We start from the raw sequence: 18,213 nt of genomic DNA, 5'->3' as shown, positions 1-18,213 counted from the left end.
AGTTGCCTCCTTAATTTTTATTGCTCTCTAGCTACCTGTACTTCTCTAACAAATTGACGTGCAAGTTCTGTTAAGTTTGTTAAGTAAGTTTCGTCAATTACTGCCTTTGTATTTACAAGTGTACTTCCAACGCCTGCCGCTACTGCTCCGGCTTTAATATAAGATCCAACATTTGAGACATTAATACCACCGGTTGGCATTAATGGGATATGCGGCATTGGGCCATGAATATCCTTGAAGTACCCTGGTCCAACAATGTTAGCTGGAAAAACTTTTATTAAATCAGCACCATTTTCATATGCCGTCAGAATTTCAGTTGGAGTGAGTGCACCCGGCACACTTAGAACACCGTATCTTTTTGTCATTTTAATCGTTTCAATATTAACCACCGGTGAAAATACAAATTTTGCACCAGACATGATGGCTGCTCTTGCCGTCTCAGGATCAAGTACTGTTCCAACTCCGACAATCGCATCTTCTTTAAGTTCATCGGCCACCATTTCTACTAAAGATAAAATTTTAGGTGTTTCAACCGTTAATTCTAATGCCTTCACTCCACCAGCACTTAAAGCTTTGGCAATAGGAATTATGTTGTCCTTATTTGCACCGCGGATAACGGCAACAATACCACTATCTTGGATTTGATTAAGTAAATTCATGTTTACCTCCATAAAGGGCTCTAATATAATTATTTAAATTGGATATATCTTAGTTTTACCACACAGGTATTACACCAAATTGATCTCAACAAGATGTAGCGTAATATCGATCGAAATCATGAATATCAGTCTTATAGGTGGAGAAAAACTTCCCCACCTACCAGTTCATTTTTATTAAACAGCTGTTACTTCATTTACTAGATTTTCTACAGTTGCCTTCATGCCTTGATCTAAAATGTCTTGTAGGTACTTAGCCACTGTTGGCTTTAAGTCTTGAACTTCATTTAAGTCTTGACCCCATACCTCAGTATTTCCTAATACCTCTGTTACTAGAGCAGTAACAGCTTCAGTTGTACCGTCATACTTAGACCAAGCTTCATTTAACGCTTTTATAGCCTCTTGGTTATCACGGATTGCATACTCAGTATCGCCACGTTTACCAACTAAGTCATTTCCTTCAGCTCTTACTGGACGGTTAAATGCTAATAAACCTGCTAAAGCAAACGTGATTGTTTGTGGCAATGCATTCTTTTGAGCTACATAATCTAATAATGAAGGGATTAAACGAGACTTGAATTTATAAACAGAGCTTAAGGCAATATCCTTTAAGTAATGTTTATTATAAGGATTTAAAAAGCGTTCTGTTACTGACTCAACAAAATGTCTCTTTTCCGCATCTTCAATCGCAACTGTTGGATAAATTTCATTTAACATTGCTTCTTTAATAAACTTGCTTAATGTATCATCTTCCATTACTTGTTGTACTGTATCTGCTCCTGCTAAATAACAAACGGAAGACATCATTGTGTGTGGACCATTTAACAAGCGAACCTTAACGTTTCTAAACGGCGTAATATCGCCCCATTTCACATTTAAACCTGCTTTATCAAATGGAATTAGTTCTGCAACTTCTTTTGGTGCGTCAATCGCCCAAAGGTGGAATGGTTCCCCAACTGTAATTAGATTATCTTCATAACCTAGTAACTGACGGAACTCTTCGACTGCATCTCTTGGATAACCAGTAACAATACGGTCTACTAATGTGCTACAGAAATGATTATGATTTTCTACCCATTCTGTAAATTCAGCTGGAAACTTCCACTCTGCCGCTAACTTTAAAACGATCTCTTTAAGTTTTTTACCGTTTTCTTCAATTAATTCGCAAGGGATCATCACAAGACCAGCTTCTGGACTTCCATTAAACTCCATGTAACGATGATAAAGTAAAGCTGTTAATTTTGCTGGAAATGATGTAGGAGTTTTTCCTTGTACATATTCTTCTTCTAAATAAGCAATTCCAGCTTCAGTTGTGTTTGAAATAACGAATTTAATATCTTTTGATGCCGCTAATGTTAATAGCTCTGACCAATCTGTATATGGATTAATTCCTCTAGAGATACATGAAACAACTTCATTTTTTTCAACTACTTGCCCATTTTCAATACCTCTTAAGACAACTGTATATAAACCATCTTGATCATTTATCATCGGGATTAAGCCTTGCTCAATTGGTTGAACTACTGCTACTTTACCGTTAAACAAGCCTTGCTTGTTCATTTCATGGATCATCCAATTTACAAAAGCTCGTAAGAAGTTTCCTTCACCAAATTGAATGACCTTTTCAGGTAAGTTTTCTTGAGTTACAAAGCTAACATGTTCTGGAAGTTCTTCTCTATTTATGTTTTTATTTAACTTTTCCATGTGTAATCGCTCCTTTATTATCATAAAGCTTACTGTTATAGAATAACGCCATCTTTAAATATTGAGATTTCCTTAAAGCCGTGTTTTTCATTGTGTGTCAAAACGTCACCAGATGCTAAATCAACAACGTACTCGAATAATTCATTCGCAAGCTCATCCATTGGCTTGCCGTTTAGAAGCTCACCAGCGTTAAAGTCGATCCAATTTCTCTTTTTATCATAAAGTGGTGTATTTGTCGAAAGCTTAACTGTTGGAACTGGACCGCCAAATGGTGTACCGCGGCCAGTTGTAAATAAAACAATATGAGCACCCGCTGCCGCAAGAGCAGTTACTGCCACCAAGTCATTTCCTGGTCCTTCTAATAAATTTAGTCCTGGTTCTTTTAAGCGATCACCATATGCCAAAACGTCAACTACTGTTGAATAACCACCTTTTTGTACACAACCAAGTGATTTTTCTTCTAATGTAGTAATTCCCCCAGCTTTATTTCCAGGTGACGGATTCTCATATACTACTTGATCATGCTTGATAAAGTACTCTTTAAAATCATTTACTAGATTCACAGTTTTCGTAAATGTATTTTCATCTTTTGCACGTTCCATTAGGATCGTTTCTGCACCAAACATTTCTGGTACTTCTGTTAGTACTGATGTTCCACCGTGAGAAATGAGGATATCAGAGAATGCTCCAACTAGAGGGTTAGCTGTAATTCCAGAGAAAGCGTCTGAACCACCACATTTTAATCCAACTTTTAACTTAGAAACTGGAACTGGTTGTTTCTTAAATTTTGATGCGTACTCTACTAATTCTTCCATTATCTCTAATGACTCAGAGATTTCATCGCCAACTTCTTGAACAATCATGAATTTAACACGATCTTCGTCATATTCACCAATAACTTTTTTAAATTCTGATACATAGTTATTCTCACAACCTAGTCCAAGAACAAGGACAGCTGCAGCATTCGGGTGGTTAACTAAGTTACTTAAGATTTTTTGAGTATTTAGAAGGTCATCGCCTAACTGAGAACATCCGAAGAGATGTGGATAATGGAAGACTCCATCAATTCCTTGATCCTTGAATTGGTCATTCGCCATTTTTGCAATGATTTCACATGTTTTATTTATACAACCTACTGTATTAATGATCCAAACTTCATTACGAATTCCTACTTCGCCATTGTCTCGTACATAACCATTAAAGGTTTTTTCTACGGCTGGTACAGGCAATTGTACTGGTTCAACAGGAGCATATGAATACTCTAATGTTCCTGATAAATTCGTTTTTGTGTTGTGAGTATGAACCCATTCGCCAACAGCAATCGTTTCTTTTGCATGACCAATTGGATAACCATACTTAATGATATTTTCACCTTTTTCAATTGGTTGAATTGCAATTTTATGTCCAAATGGCGCATCCGTTTTTAAAGTGATCTCTTGACCACTAACAACGATTACCTCGCCCTCTGATAAATCTTTTAACGCAACTACGACATTATCATTTTTATAAACTAATATATTATCTGCTTTCATGTTGACCCTCCTCAAAATATTAAAACCTAGTAGTACCAGTCTACACTGCACTCGTATATTAATAACAACGTTGTTATTTTCATTTTACTGAGTTTTAACAACGTTGTCAATTCCTAAAAGTCAACATTCCGATCTTTTTTTTTAGTTCTATTTGATGCCCTAAGATAAGTCCTACTTTTTTATCTATATTTCTTTCGTAAACTTTGTTGCTATTTACAGACTTTAAGTATTGCATTAATACACGACTTGCCTTACTTAGCCAAGTATAAGTTAGATAAGGGGCTGCCAAACTTGATGCAAACCCCTATACGGTATAATTGAAGACTGTTTTCGCAAGTTTATTGCTTTCGCGGAAATTCCAAAACCTGGATTTTTACACATACATAATAGATTTTCACTACTTATTTAGTAAGTATTGCTCTTTTCTTACTAAATTTATTGGGTGGGCCTCCATCTAAAGAATTTTTCAATAAATTTAGGTTTAAAAACAACCTTATCTATTGATATCTTCAGAATCGCTACTGTTAATAAAGCGATCGATTTCCTCGCGATCCGGTAACCCTTCAAAATCGCCATGAACTTGAGTAGCCATCGCACCAACGGCATTCCCTCTTTCAACAGCTCGCTCTGTTGATAGGCCATCTAAAAGTCCTGAGATGACACCTGCGGCAAAGCCATCACCAGCTCCTACAGGATCGATTACAGTTTTAACTGGAAAACCTGCTACTAATTGAGAAGAGCTTTCCGTAAAGTAATAAGCTCCTTTAGCTCCAACTTTTAAAATGACTAACTCCGCACCATGTTCTAAAAATAGTTGCCCTAACTTAGTTGGATCGCTTTCACCAAACATAAAGTTACCTTCTTCTACACCAGGTAATATGATATCTGCTAGAGCAGTAATTTCTAATAAAACCTTGCGTGCTTTATCTTCACTCCAAAGCTTCCTTCTTAAGTTTGGATCAAAGATGATCTTTACTCCATTATCTTTTGCGATAGCAATCGCTTTCATAACTGTTTCATAGCAACTGTCACTAAGTGCTGGTGTAATACCGGTGATATGAAGATATTTCGCCTGAGCAATATACTCTTCGTTTAAATCACTTGGTTCTAGTTTGCTTGCAGCAGATCCTTTGCGATAGTACTCAACACGAACATTGTCCCCGCTTCTTACCTCTTTAAAGTAAAGCCCTGTAGGTGCTTGCAGATCAGTTTTTACTTGACTAACCTCAACACCTTCTCCACGAACAAAAGAAACCATTGCCTTGCCGAACTCATCATTTCCCACTTTACTAATCCATCCTGCTTTATGGCCTAATCTTGTTATACCAATCGCTACGTTTGTTTCAGCACCACCGAATTTTCGTGAATAAGTATGGGCATATCTCATTAAAGGTGACCCTTCTGGCGTAAACAAAACCATTGTTTCACCAATTGTAACTACATCCATTTTTGTTCCTCCTGTTACAGGTATGAAAAACCCTTTAAGATGAAGGATCCTCTAAGAGGATCCTATTATTTATGCTTTGCCCTGTGTTGAAACTATCTTGCCATCCATCCGCCATCTACAACTAATACATGTCCATTGACATAATTTGAGGCAGGAGATGCTAAAAATACTGCCGCACCTACTAGGTCACTAGGAGTCCCCCAGCTACCTGCTGGAATTCTACCTAGGATCGATTTATTACGTTCCTCATCATTTCTAAGTGCTTCTGTATTATTTGTTTCAATATAACCAGGTGCGATTGCGTTTACTTGAATCCCTTTACTAGCCCACTCATTTGCTAATGCTTTTGTAAGGCCAGTAATACCATGTTTACTTGCAGCATAGCCTGGAACGGTAATTCCACCTTGGAAAGATAAAAGTGAAGCAATATTGATGATTTTACCAGCGCCATTCTCTAACATTGACTTCGCAAACTTTTGCGTAACAATAAATGCCGCGTTTAGATTTGTATCAATAACGGCTTGCCAGTTCTCCAATGAATGATCAATCGCTGGCTCGCGGCGAATAATCCCTGCATTGTTTACTAATATATCAACATGGCCAATTTCCGAAATAACTTCATCGCATTTTGAAGGTAATTCTGATGTGTTAGATAAGTCTATAATAACTGTTTTATAGTCTTTTCCAATACTTTCAATCATTTGTTCTGTTTCTTGCATATTATTCTGATGTCCTAATAAAACAATGTTAGCTCCAGCCTCAGCTAAACCTACTGCAATCGCTTGACCAATACCCGTTCTAGCACCAGTAACCAATGCTGTTTTGCCCTCTAATGAAAACATGCCTGACATGATCTTCCTCCTACTCATCATTCAAAATTTTATTATTTTAAATCCTTCATATCAACAAAGTCCATATCAGTGAACGTGTAATTTTCTCCTGCCATTGCCCAAATAAATGTATAGTTACCTGTTCCAACACCAGAATGAATTGACCAGCTAGGTGAAATCACTGCTTGCTCATTGGCAACAACAAGGTGACGTGTTTCACTAGGTTCACCCATAAAATGCATCACGCGATTTTCCTCATTCAAATCAAAATATAAATACACTTCATTACGACGGTCATGAACATGCGCTGGCATAGTATTCCACATATTGTTTGGAGCTAATATAGTCATCCCCATCATTAACTGACACGTTTGAATACCTTCTCCGTGTAAATACTTATAAATCGTTCGCTTGTTTGATTGGCTATCGTCTCCTAAATTAACAGGCGTTGCTTCATCAATCGCAAGCTTTCTTGTTGGATACTCTTTGTGTGCTAATGCAGAAACAAAGTAAAAACGAGCTGGATTGTTTGTGTCTACACTATGGAATGTTACATCTTGCTTACAAAGCCCGATGTATAAGCAGTCTTTTGTATTTACTGTAAACTCCTCACCATCAATTTTAACGATTCCTTGAGGACCGATATTAATAATTCCAATCTCACGACGCTCTAAGAAATATTCTGTATTCCAAGTTGGATGAGCTTCAAGTTTTAATTCAGTAGTCGGAACAACTCCACCGATAACTACACGATCTTCATGGCTATAAACCATCTTTATTTCGCCAGTAACAAATAATTTCTCAATTAAAAACTCTTCACGAAGTTCCTCTGTTGTATAATGTTTTGCATGTTTTGGATGTGTACAATGTCTAATTTCCAAGATAATTGCCTCCTAAGATAAAGTAAGTTGTTTTTTTAAAATGATAGTTTGTCGTTTTTTAAACAGCTAGCAATAACAAGATATATCAAGGTCTAGGGAAATCTTTTCTAATCAATACGAAAAGAGCCTTAATAGGTCATTTCCTCAAAATTTTCAAATGTAAATAAAGGTCCTTCTTCTGTTTCAAGCATTATGTTCGAAAAGTGTACATTTTTACAGTGCGAACCAATGATACCTTTGGTTGATTTTGCCGTAATATTTTCAAACACTAATTTTTCAAGCGGCATTTCCGGAAGTCCTTTTAATAAAAGAGCAGTACCTGAGCCTGTACAAGCTACATTGTTTATGCTTATATTCCTAAAAATTGGTGTCTCATCTGAAACTGGTACTTGTGTTGCCGCAATATCCTCATCTGAAATTTCATAGAACATATGGAAAACGATAGCCTCTTTAGCGATATTATTCATTCGAATATTATCTATCGTAATGTTTTCAATTAAACCTCCGCGACCGCGTGTGCTTTTAAATCGTAAACCAACATCAGTTCCAAAAAAGCTACAGTCAGAAACGCTGATATTTCGGGCTCCACCTGACATTTCGCTGCCAATTACAAAGCCACCATGGCCACTATAAACTTGGCACCCACGAATTTCAATATCCTCACAAGGTATACCTAACTTACGACCTGCTTCATCTTTACCTGACTTAATACAAATCGCATCATCGCCAACATCAAAAATACTGTTTTCAACTAGTGCATAGCGACAAGACTCTAAATCTAAGCCATCACCATTTTGCCCAAACCAAGGATTTCTAACAGTTACATTTCTAACCGTCACATGCTCACAAATCCAAGGATGGAGATTCCATGCAGGTGAGTTTTGAAATGTTGGACCATCCAATAAAATATGTTTGCATTTTCTTAAACTTAAAAGATTTGGTCTTAGAAAGTCACGGATTGCAAGGAAATCCTCAACTTTATCCGTTTTCTGTGCACGTAACTCTGCATAACGCTGTCGACCTCGCATTGCTGCTTCTGTAGGCCACCAAATGACTTCTTTTCCACTGTGATCTACGATTCCGCCTCTTTCAATTAATTTATTCCACTGGATCTCTGTCATTTTGAATTTCTTTACAGGTCGCCAAGCGTCACCAGATCCATCAATGACTCCTTCACCAGTGATTGCAACGTGGTCTAAGTTTTCACCATCAAGTGGCGATTTGCAACGAACGATCTCTTCACCCTCAAAGCTTGAAAGAATAAGAGGATAATCATCAAAATTTCGACTAAACAGCAGTAATGCTCCTTTTTCCAAATGAAGATTAAGCTTACTCTTTAAGGCAATAGGGCCGGTTAACCAAATGCCAGGTGGTACGATTACTTTTCCACCACCAGCCTTTGAACACGCTTCAATTGCCTCCTGAAATGCACTCGTACATACAAATTGGCCATCTCCAACTGCACCAAAATCAGTAAGCAAAAACTCACGCTTTGGTATGTCTGGTAGCAGCACCGTAACTTTAGATGACTGCTTACTTGTTGATGTCATTTTCTAAAACCTCCAGTATTACTTCCATCACCTTAGATAATTACGTAATGAAAGATTTAAAGCTTTTAGTTCAGCAATTACTAGTCCTGCTATTAGAGTTGCTCCGTATTCCGAAAAATGTGTATCATCTTGAACACCTTCAGGATAATTTGCTTCTTCACCAGGCTTATACCAAAGAAATAATTGTTTTGCCTTTTCAGCACCTAGTTCTTCAAGTAAACTCTTACTCTTTGCACCCAAATCAATAACAGGAACATTGCACTCTTCTGCTAGTTCTTTCATTGCAGTTGGATACTCACCGTGTGAGTCTACAAGTTCACCGTTTTCGTCAAAAGTTCTTCGCTGAACTGGAGTAATTAAAACCGGGGTCGCTTGGTTTTCATTTGCTACATCGATATATTGACGCAAATATGTTTTATACGTACTAAAGGGTTTAGTATGCCTTTCTACGTCAGGCTTTTGGTCATTATGACCAAATTGAATGAGCAGATAATCACCTTTACCAATTTCTTGAGCTATTTTTTCTAACCTTTTTTCATCAATAAAACTTTTAGAACTTCGCCCTGATGAAGCTGCATTAATAATGGTAATTTCATTCCTAAAATAACTAGATAATACTTGCCCCCAACCAGCCCGAGGAGCTACATCGTTCTGGTAATTAGACATTGTTGAATCTCCAGCCAAGAACAGTTTTATTTGTTCCATATGCCCCTCCGAATCATCGTCACTAAAGAACCGATGTTTTTTCACTCTCTAATAACTCGCTAATTTTAATTTGTCGATTTTCTTGTGATGATTTCCACAAAGCCTCACCAACAGCAATCGAATACGCTCCTGCTTTAGCACCTGCTAAAATCTCATAATTCCGTCGTGGATCAACTCCAAGGAATAAATCCTCAAGAAGTAATGGATCGCCCCCACCATGGCCACCTTTGTTCTGAACAACATGGATTACTTCTTTTGAGCCAAAGAGCGGAAAGTAATCAACCGTTTGTTGCTCTGGAAACGGGAATGGAATACGACTCGGTTCGTGAAATTCTGTCGTTTCAATACGGCCCTTCGTCCCATTAATCGCTAGGCGATAGCCTTCATAAGGAACAGAAAAGTTGATCGAATAGCTTAGTAAAGCACCTTTGTCGTACTTGACAGTTGCGACATACGTATCCTCTATCTCAATTTCTTTATCAAAGATACAAGCATCTGGACGATAATCTGTATATTTTGCCCCTAAATCTAAAGGTGCCTTAATATGATCATCGCTTACTGCTGTTTCTTCGCTACGGTTTGTCCAACGCATATAGTATTGGCAGTCGATCTTTTCAGTGCATGTTCCACAAAAACGACTGTCTTGTTTAGAAGGATTTAATTCAGCTCCCTGTCCATAATAATTGAGGGCACCATAAGCAAATACTTCTTCTGGTAATTGATCAATCCACCAATTAACTAGATCAAAATGATGTGTTGATTTGTGTACTGATAGACCACCTGAAAGTTCCCTTACTCGATTCCAGCGTTTAAAATAACTAGCACCATGGTATGTGTCAATATACCAATTTAAATCAACAGAAGTAACTCTACCAATCTTGCCTTCTAATATCATTTCCTTAATCTTTCGATGTTGAGCTCCGTAGCGGTAATTAAACGTTACGACTACTTTCCCTTTACTGTTTGTTTCTGCATCAATTACCCTTTGAGCATCCCTTGCATTTGTCACCATAGGTTTTTCGGTAATGACCTCTAAATCATGCTCTAATCCTTGTAAGATATAGGCAATATGGGTATCATCTCTACCAGCAACAATCATTGAGTTTGGTCTTGTTTCTTGCACCATCATTTCAACTTGATCCGGCGCATAGGTAGGAACAGACTGCAACTGTGGAAACTCTTCTTTAACAGCAAGAAATCTTTGTGGATCGATGTCCAAAAGTCCCACTATTTCATTTTGACTTGAAAATTTCTCCAACATTGGTCCGATGAACATCTTGATTGCTCGATTGCTTAGACCACAAATCACAAATCGTTTCATATTCATAACCCTCTATTCATCTGATATTTAGTTTGATGAATTTCATAATTCCTTATTTTTGCTATCAAGGTCTATATGCAGTTGGATATAGCTCGAGTAAGGTATATGAAATTCACTCAGTTTGCTAAGAGATGCGCAAGTAATTTGACTGCAAGCTCTTTATCATCACTATAATGAGGAATTAATGCCACATATTGATTTGGTAATGGATTAGCTATATCTTTAAAAAGTAATGAGTTACTTGGGATCGGAACTGCATACACCGACATTGCTCCGGTTTCGTCATTATGAAACATGTATTCTTCAACCCTTTGGATCTTATCGTTACTTTCAATTAGCAAATCGAGAGGGTGTACTCCTATCGGATCTAGAGCAGCCATAACAATATCCTCTTCCAGAATAAAGATATCTCCGCCTTTAGTAACGATTTCAATTACAATTTTTTCAACCACTTTCGGAAATAAGTAAAGTCCAAACTCTTCTTTCGGGATAACTTCCTCAATCACATTTTCTAAAACCTTACTAACTCGACCATCAAAAGCGTCATTTAATTCAGAAAAGATATAAATTTGAAAGTGATCTTCCTGTTTGTTTCCACCACAGCCAACTAACATCAACAACAAAATTAAGAACATTGATATTCTCACGAGTTGTATTTTCATTCCCTATCCCTCATTTCGTATTGAGTGTTAACGTGTAGCAATAGTTGACCACCATAGGGCTAGACCTTTTAAAATTTACAAGCCCTATGGTGACTTTTTCTCTACTTGTTTAACTTACTCATTTCAACACACGCTAACATGAACGCACCTAAACCGTGTAAATCATTAACACATGTTTCTCTAGCAACATAGTAATCATATACTCCACAAGAAGTACCGATACAAATTCCTTCTAGCTGAAGTCTATTTTCTTCATCAAATGAGATCATTTTATCTAGTAATCCTTGATAACTTTTATTAGCTACTTCTAAATAAGAAGAGTCAAGATAGTTTCCATTAACTGCTTTAGCGATTGTGTAAACGAACAAACTTGATCCAGAAGATTCTAACCAGTTATCTTCTAAGTGTCCTTTGTCCACAATTTGATACCATAATCCGCTTTCTTCGTCTTGGTACTTTACAAGCGTGTCAACATACTGCTTCAATTCGCCGATTAACTCTTCTCTTGCAGGATGTGCTTCTGGTAACTCCTCTAAAATATCTACAATTGCCATACCGTACCATCCAAGTGATCTGCTCCAAACCTCTGGTGCACGGCCTGTTTCTGGATTCGCCCATGGTTGTTCCTTTTTTTCATCCCAAGCATGGTATAGCAGACCAGTAGTTTCGTCTTTTGTATGATTTCTCATTAATTTCTCTTGGTATAAAACAGATTCTATCAATTCAGGCTCGTTAAATACTTTTCCGTAAATAACCGAGAAAGGACCAGCCATATATAACCCATCTAACCACATTTGGTATGGATATTTATCCTTGTGCCAATATCCACCTTCTGTTGTTTTATTTAACGTTTTTAATAGGTCACGAAGTTTTGTAGCTGCAACTTTATACTTTTCCCCTTTCGTTGCTTCATAAATTGGAAATAGTAATAGTCCAGGTTGAATAGCATCTAACTCATCACGACGGAAATAGAAGTTTCCTTCTTCATCGACTAGATCATCAACATATTTTTTGAAATAAGCGAAATATTCTTCCTTTTGTGTTTGTTGCCATACTCTATACATTCCATATAAGTAAACACCTTGGTGATAATGCCAACGATTTTCTGGCGGTAACTGCATAGGTGTATACCTTTCCATTAAAGATACACATGCTTTCTCAGCCCACTCTAATGGTGAAAGTTGCGTAGTAGTATTCTGTTGATTAGTCAAAAAAATCTCCTCCAATAACCAGTGCTTTATTTTTAGTTTCTTTTCTCCATTAACTTCCAACGTAAATCATTATTAAAATTACTGTTCCCTAAGTACATGTTAAATTTATCTTACTGTTAGAAGGTACGTCTACAATCCTCAATTCAGTTAAGTGAAAACGCTACCAGATCACTAATAATTCCCCTAAAAACTAATGAAATGAACGTAATGTAAGCAAATGATTGTTATGATTTACGGAGTTTTTTTAATTTGGATAGTAGAAAACGGTTACAAAAATTGTCGAATTTAGGGTGTTGCCAAACAATACTTTCATGTATAATTGTGTTCTAAACGTTTGTTATGGCATGGACAAGGAGGGTACTCATGAAAAAGGGAACCACTAAATTTTATCTGAGACTCATAATTCTTATATCAATTATTAGTGCATTACCTATTATTTTAGTAGGGTCTTTTTCTTATATAAAGGCATCAAACGCTTTATATGAAAAAGTGATGGAAGAAAAAACACAAAGTATTTATCAGATTAACACCAATGTTGAACAAGTTCTAAAAACTGTTGATCACTCTTTAACTTACTTTATTAACTCTTCATTTTTTAAAGAAACCATTAAGGAACCAATGGATGCTATCCAATTCCAACTTTATCGTCAAATTAAACAAGAGCTTAATCATCTTCAAACTTTTGACACTGGTGTAGAGGATGTCTTAATTTTAAGTCTTGAAGGTAATTGGGTCATTAATAATCGTGGCCTCTATCGAACAAATCCAACTGAAATTAACCAAGAATTTGCTCAGTACTTCGATTTACCACTTAGTTCGATGTGGATCTTAGATAATAACAACCTTGTCATGCAAGAGAGTCCTTATCGCGATAGTTGTACCTATAACGTTAGCTTAGTTAAAAAGCTGCCTTTAAATTTTAGTACAAAAAACGGGCTTGCAATTGTTAGTATCCCTACCTGTAATCTAGCTAAAGTGTTATCCGGAGACTCTGAAACAGAAACCTTAATGATACTAGACAATGATTATCGCATTATTGCTCATAATAACCTCTCATTAATTGGTGAAAGCTTTTCTAATGAACGGTTTATTTCTGAAATAAAGGAAAAACAAATTAAACCTGTGGGACAATATGCTACAGTTATTGATCAATCGAATTATACCGTAACCTATCGCAAATCAGATTATAACGGCTGGTTGTATCTCTCAGTAATTTCAAATAATACGCTAAAAAAAGAAACAACGCCAATTGGGTTATTTACTTTAACTATCTGTTTAATTGTTTTATTCTTATCGCTTTTACTATCTTGGATTGGTTCTAGACATATTTACCGTCCAATTAATGATCTTTACAATTCCATTGTTACTACCTTTAAAGGGAATTCTACTACTGCGAAGCAAAGTAATGATGAGTTTGAATTTATCAACGATCGAATTCATCATATGTTAGATCAAAACAATGAACTAGAAAGCAAACTTCAACGTCAAGTCGAGCAACTAAAGCATTTATTTATTACAAGACTGCTTGATGGCCATTTAAGTGACGAAGAGTTAAAAATGAAATATTTATCTTATAAATATCCTGAGACATGGAACCACTTATGTGTCCTAACACTTCAAATTGATTCTTTAGAGAGAACCAAATACATTCCTGAACAATCAGACTTGCTATTATTTACGATTAATACAATAGCCGGGGATATCATTCCTAAAGAGCGTCGACTAACACCTGTTCTTCGCAGAGACGTACAAATTACGATTATTGTCAGTGATCATGAAACAACAAAAGAGTTCGAGGCTTTTGTACATGAAATGGCTCAAAACCTTCAAAATAAAGTGAAAGAGGAACTCGAGTTACCAGTAAGTATTGGTGTGAGTCAACCGTTTACTAAACTATCACAATCAAGAGAAGCATATCAACAAGGGGTAGAAGTTCTTAAATATCGATTGAAATTTGGAAGTGAAGCAATTATTCATTATAAAGATGTTGATCATGGAAACTCATTAAAAACCTACTTCCCTGAAAATATTAAAAATGAATTATTTGATGTAATAAAATTAGGTGAACGTGAAAAAGTTGAGGAAACCTTAAATCTTTTAATTGAGAATATCTTCTCGAAAGATTTAAATACAAATCAATATCAAATCTCTCTTCTGCGTTTACTAAATGATTTGATTTTGCTTATGCAAACTCTAGGTGTCGAGTTAGAAAATCTTGATGATAAGAAATCCTTATTCGACCAACTATTTGAATTGAAAACTGTCAATGAAATTGAAATTTGGTTTAAAGAAACAATTGTTATACCACTAGTCACATCGTTGGAAGAACGTATTAATTCCCAATATAAAAATATCTCTGATCAAATCATTCATATTATTCAACAAGAATATGACTCAGATATATCACTAGAAGCAATAGCAGAAAGACTTCACTACAATCCAAACTACCTAAGTAGTATTTTTAGGAAAGAAACAAACATCTCATTTAGTGAATATATCTCTATGTATCGCTTAAACATGGCTAAAAAGTGGCTTGTTGAATCTGATTTATCAATTAAAGATATTGCAGAAAAGTTTCATTATAATAACTCGCAAAACTTTATTAGATCCTTTAAGAAAAAAGAAGGCTTAACACCTGGTAAATACCGCGAACTACATTCTACAAAAAAGTTTGATTAATTGCTTGGTAAAAATACAATGAGGATGACTCAAATGAGAGTCATCCTCATTGTAGATTACATGTGTTTCTGTATATTGACCATAGCCAAGCATTGCTTGGCTGCGGTCAATATTATATTAATAATTTCTATCGTAACTACCCGCCACTTAATATCGATAATTTGAAGTGGGGTCTTCTATTATCAGTGTGAATTATTTTCCGACTTCTCGTTTTGCACTTTTGAACTGAACCGTTACACCAAAGGTATAACTTTCTTATATTAGATCGTTTCTCTAGGCAACCAGTTATTTTCTCCTTTGAATACATGTTCAAGAGATATTTCTTCGGTAAGAATTGCTGACCAATGGACACGAGTATGTTCGCTTGCTCCAGGTCCAAAGCTTTGATATTCAGCATACCTTGCTGTTTTTTCATTTGCCTCATCCCGCCAGTTATCCCAGCCCACCTTCTTAATATGTGGTCCCATCCATGTCCGAATAAAAATCGTAGATGCATCTGGTCGCCACGGTCGACCGAGATAAACAGAATCTTCGTCTGCTGAACCGGTCAATTTACACTCTAAGAACACAAATCCAAAATTGACTTCTTTTGGGGTTGATGCCGCTGTGATATATCCTTTCCGTAAACTATGAATTTCACATTGATCAAATATAGCGGTAGCTGAACCAAAGATGAAATCTACATGACCTTCGATGTAACAATGAGTAAAGTAGTGTCGACCTTTCGCTGTATAAAGGGTATCTTGATTTGCTAGTAATCTTATATTCTTATATGTACAACGATCTCCTGAAACGTATAACGCTAATGCTTGACCTATCTCTGGGCCATAGCCAGCAGTGTTTTCAATTGTTAGATTTTCTACGTTTATTTCATCTGCTTGAATGTGAACAACTGCCGTTTTAAATGTACCGAGCTTTTGGATGTTTGCATCCACCATTTCCGCATAGGTGCCATCCGAAATAATTGTATGATCCTTACTCTCACCTCGAAGAGTAATGTTTGGTTTATTATCCGGAATTATCAATCGCTCGTGATATCTTCCATTTTTTATATAAATTAACACAGGCTCTAAAGGGTGGACTCGAACCTGATTTATCGCATCTTGCACTTTTTGAAAATCCCCTGATCCGTCTAAGGCTACAGTTAGTTGTAACATTTCTGTTTCTCCTCTCATTACCTCTGTATTTTTTATGCTATTTGGGCCGTAGCTAAGCGAATACTTGGCTAAGACCCAAAAGTCTTGCAGTTAATTCAAATCACTTGTATTTACAATTGATTGAAACCCTAACTCCTCTTTCGCATTTTTCATATCCCATGGCTTGCCTGGATTATCTGAAACACCATAATAAATTCCATAATGAGTATTTGTTTCAATAGCTGCACTGAACAAGTTGATCACGTCAACGCTAGATAATAAAGTCTTCCTTAATCTTGGTTTTTCTCTTACTGACCTCTTTTCATCATCTGGTACTGATCCAATACGCAGATTGATGATTGATAACCCATGGTCATCTGCAAAAATATGACCTATATTTTCAGAAGCTAGCTTTAAAACCCCATACAAACTTCTAGACAATGGATAATCCTTGATATTAATTTCTCTTGTCAACGTTGAGTTTCCGTCAACTTCATAATAATCTGTCACATGATTACTACTTGCGAAGATGACTCTTGGCACCTTTAAGGTTACAGCAGCTAAAAATATATAATAAGAGGCTTTAAAAAAGACATCCGTCATATCATTCAATTTTGAGACATCACTAATGCTTTCATTCGTGTGAGTAGCTAATAAATTGATAATAACATCTGCATCTTCCGGAATATCGTCTACTAATTCATCAAAATTTGTAGCATCCGTTTCAATATGGCCTTCGTCTTCACGGATATTTTTGTCTAGTACTATTATTTCGTACCTTTCATGCAGGCCTTTACTTAAAATGGTCCCGATTCTTCCGGCCCCACCAACTAATACAACTTTCTTCTTCATGAGTACCTCCAATTTGCAATTATTTCATTCATACTATGAGGGTACCCAATCCTGGAATGACAATTCTTGTCTTTTTCCAAAAGGCTGTTTTCATAAACTTGGTTGCTTTTAAGTCTTTTGAGAATAAATATGCTTTTGGGGACAAATTTATTTGTACCAATGGCTTATTTATTCTCAAAAGCTTCACGCAAAGCGTGAAGAACCAAGCTTTCGCTTGGTTACGACCTAAAAGCTAATAGCAACAATCTTTAAGAAAAGAACGTTCCAAAATGAACCTATCTGTTGTAGATATAGGAACACCACGAGTATAAGATTGTCTCTATCCTACTCGTGGTGAATTATTTTTCCTTTAATTTACTTGGAGTGATGCATCTAACTTTTCTTGTCGTTTTTTCTCTATATGAACAAAAGTACCGTTAACTAGCCACATCACAAAATAACTAGTAGTGCTAACTGCGAAAAATGGAATTAAACCTGGTATTTTCATAAAAACGAATTGTAAAGCAAAAATCCCTACTGCCATAAGAACTGTATGAACTGGATAACCGAGCCCGATGATTAATGCGTCTCTGACATAGTGAGACAGCTTTAATTGATAATGAACGTATATAGGGAAAAGGTATAACACGGTAATGACAAATAATACTGTAAGGAAAAATAGAACATATCTCACTAAATCCATCCAGAAAACATCATTCTGTAGCAACATAAAGTTGGTATAGAGTAACACGATCATGATATATAGGAAAAGTCCTAGCAAATTTGATTTGATAAATTCTGTCTTATAATATTTCCAATATGATTTAAGAATAGAGACATCCTCTCCATTAACCCATTTCCTAGTAATTGCAAATAATGCCACCGTTGCTGGCATTATTCCTAAGACGACACCGCCTAACAAAGTGAACATAATCCAAAGTACATTTATATAAGCAAGTCTCGAAATGTGAACACTAATTCGATAAAAACCGCCCATAAATCCGCCCATTTCCATCATAATTAACCCCTTTCTTAGTAGTTTAGTTGCCTTAAGCAAACAAGAGTTAA

15 protein-coding genes are annotated in these 18,213 nt (G+C 36.2%); 1 reads left to right on the top strand and 14 read right to left on the bottom strand.

All coding sequences use genetic code 11. The features are described from left to right. Positions 1–17 precede the first annotated feature (17 nt). The 11 genes from H1D32_RS19465 to H1D32_RS19415 all read right to left on the bottom strand — a co-directional run bounded on the left by H1D32_RS19465 (position 18) and on the right by H1D32_RS19415 (position 12,427). Positions 18–659 (bottom strand): bifunctional 4-hydroxy-2-oxoglutarate aldolase/2-dehydro-3-deoxy-phosphogluconate aldolase, encoded by a 642-nt coding sequence (locus H1D32_RS19465; protein WP_261179883.1) that lies wholly within the window; start codon positions 657–659, stop codon positions 18–20. Positions 660–833: 174 nt separating this feature from the next. Next, the gene (locus tag H1D32_RS19460; RefSeq protein ID WP_261179882.1) at positions 834–2,360 is read right to left on the bottom strand and encodes a tagaturonate reductase; all 1,527 of its coding nucleotides are present in this window, start codon (positions 2,358–2,360) and stop codon (positions 834–836) included. Between the two features lie 35 nt (positions 2,361–2,395). After that, on the bottom strand, positions 2,396–3,892 hold the full coding sequence (locus tag H1D32_RS19455) for a UxaA family hydrolase (RefSeq protein WP_261179881.1): 1,497 nt from the start codon (positions 3,890–3,892) through the stop codon (positions 2,396–2,398). A 493-nt stretch (positions 3,893–4,385) separates the two neighbouring features. Beyond that, the gene (locus H1D32_RS19450) at positions 4,386–5,339 is read right to left on the bottom strand and encodes a sugar kinase (RefSeq protein ID WP_261179880.1); all 954 of its coding nucleotides are present in this window, start codon (positions 5,337–5,339) and stop codon (positions 4,386–4,388) included. Between the two features lie 92 nt (positions 5,340–5,431). After that, positions 5,432–6,190 (bottom strand): 2-dehydro-3-deoxy-D-gluconate 5-dehydrogenase KduD, encoded by a 759-nt coding sequence (gene kduD / locus H1D32_RS19445; RefSeq protein WP_261179879.1) that lies wholly within the window; start codon positions 6,188–6,190, stop codon positions 5,432–5,434. Between the two features lie 32 nt (positions 6,191–6,222). Further along, positions 6,223–7,050: a 5-dehydro-4-deoxy-D-glucuronate isomerase gene (kduI, locus tag H1D32_RS19440; protein ID WP_261179878.1), complete on the bottom strand. Its 828-nt coding sequence runs from the start codon at positions 7,048–7,050 to the stop codon at positions 6,223–6,225. 128 nt (positions 7,051–7,178) lie between these two features. Then, positions 7,179–8,600: a glycoside hydrolase family 28 protein gene (locus tag H1D32_RS19435; protein WP_261179877.1), complete on the bottom strand. Its 1,422-nt coding sequence runs from the start codon at positions 8,598–8,600 to the stop codon at positions 7,179–7,181. Positions 8,601–8,627: 27 nt separating this feature from the next. Next, positions 8,628–9,305 (bottom strand): rhamnogalacturonan acetylesterase, encoded by a 678-nt coding sequence (locus tag H1D32_RS19430; RefSeq protein ID WP_261179876.1) that lies wholly within the window; start codon positions 9,303–9,305, stop codon positions 8,628–8,630. A 22-nt stretch (positions 9,306–9,327) separates the two neighbouring features. Then, on the bottom strand, positions 9,328–10,626 hold the full coding sequence (locus H1D32_RS19425; RefSeq protein ID WP_261179875.1) for a Gfo/Idh/MocA family protein: 1,299 nt from the start codon (positions 10,624–10,626) through the stop codon (positions 9,328–9,330). Positions 10,627–10,742: 116 nt separating this feature from the next. Then, a complete protein-coding gene (locus H1D32_RS19420; protein WP_261179874.1) occupies positions 10,743–11,288 on the bottom strand; it encodes a hypothetical protein in 546 nt (181 codons plus the stop codon). Positions 11,289–11,389: 101 nt separating this feature from the next. Further along, a complete protein-coding gene (locus H1D32_RS19415; RefSeq protein WP_396126264.1) occupies positions 11,390–12,427 on the bottom strand; it encodes a glycoside hydrolase family 88/105 protein in 1,038 nt (345 codons plus the stop codon). 435 nt (positions 12,428–12,862) lie between these two features. On the opposite strand from H1D32_RS19415, the gene H1D32_RS19410 reads away from it, so the two are divergent. Continuing rightward, positions 12,863–15,178, top strand: a complete 2,316-nt coding sequence (locus tag H1D32_RS19410; protein ID WP_261179872.1) for an AraC family transcriptional regulator — start codon at positions 12,863–12,865, stop codon at positions 15,176–15,178. 260 nt (positions 15,179–15,438) lie between these two features. On the opposite strand, the gene H1D32_RS19405 is transcribed toward H1D32_RS19410, so the two are convergent. From H1D32_RS19405 to H1D32_RS19395, 3 genes are all read right to left on the bottom strand, one after another. After that, on the bottom strand, positions 15,439–16,335 hold the full coding sequence (locus H1D32_RS19405) for a pectinesterase family protein (protein ID WP_261179871.1): 897 nt from the start codon (positions 16,333–16,335) through the stop codon (positions 15,439–15,441). Positions 16,336–16,425: 90 nt separating this feature from the next. Then, a complete protein-coding gene (locus H1D32_RS19400; protein ID WP_261179870.1) occupies positions 16,426–17,166 on the bottom strand; it encodes an NAD-dependent epimerase/dehydratase family protein in 741 nt (246 codons plus the stop codon). Between the two features lie 349 nt (positions 17,167–17,515). Beyond that, positions 17,516–18,163, bottom strand: coding sequence for a YesL family protein (locus tag H1D32_RS19395; protein ID WP_261179869.1), 648 nt, complete (start codon positions 18,161–18,163; stop codon positions 17,516–17,518). Positions 18,164–18,213: the final 50 nt, after the last annotated feature.

This window comes from Anaerobacillus sp. CMMVII (assembly GCF_025377685.1).
In the GTDB taxonomy this organism is placed as follows: Bacteria; Bacillota; Bacilli; order Bacillales; family Anaerobacillaceae; genus Anaerobacillus.
Note: the sequence above shows the minus strand (reverse complement) of the source record. Positions and strands in the feature narration are given on the sequence as shown.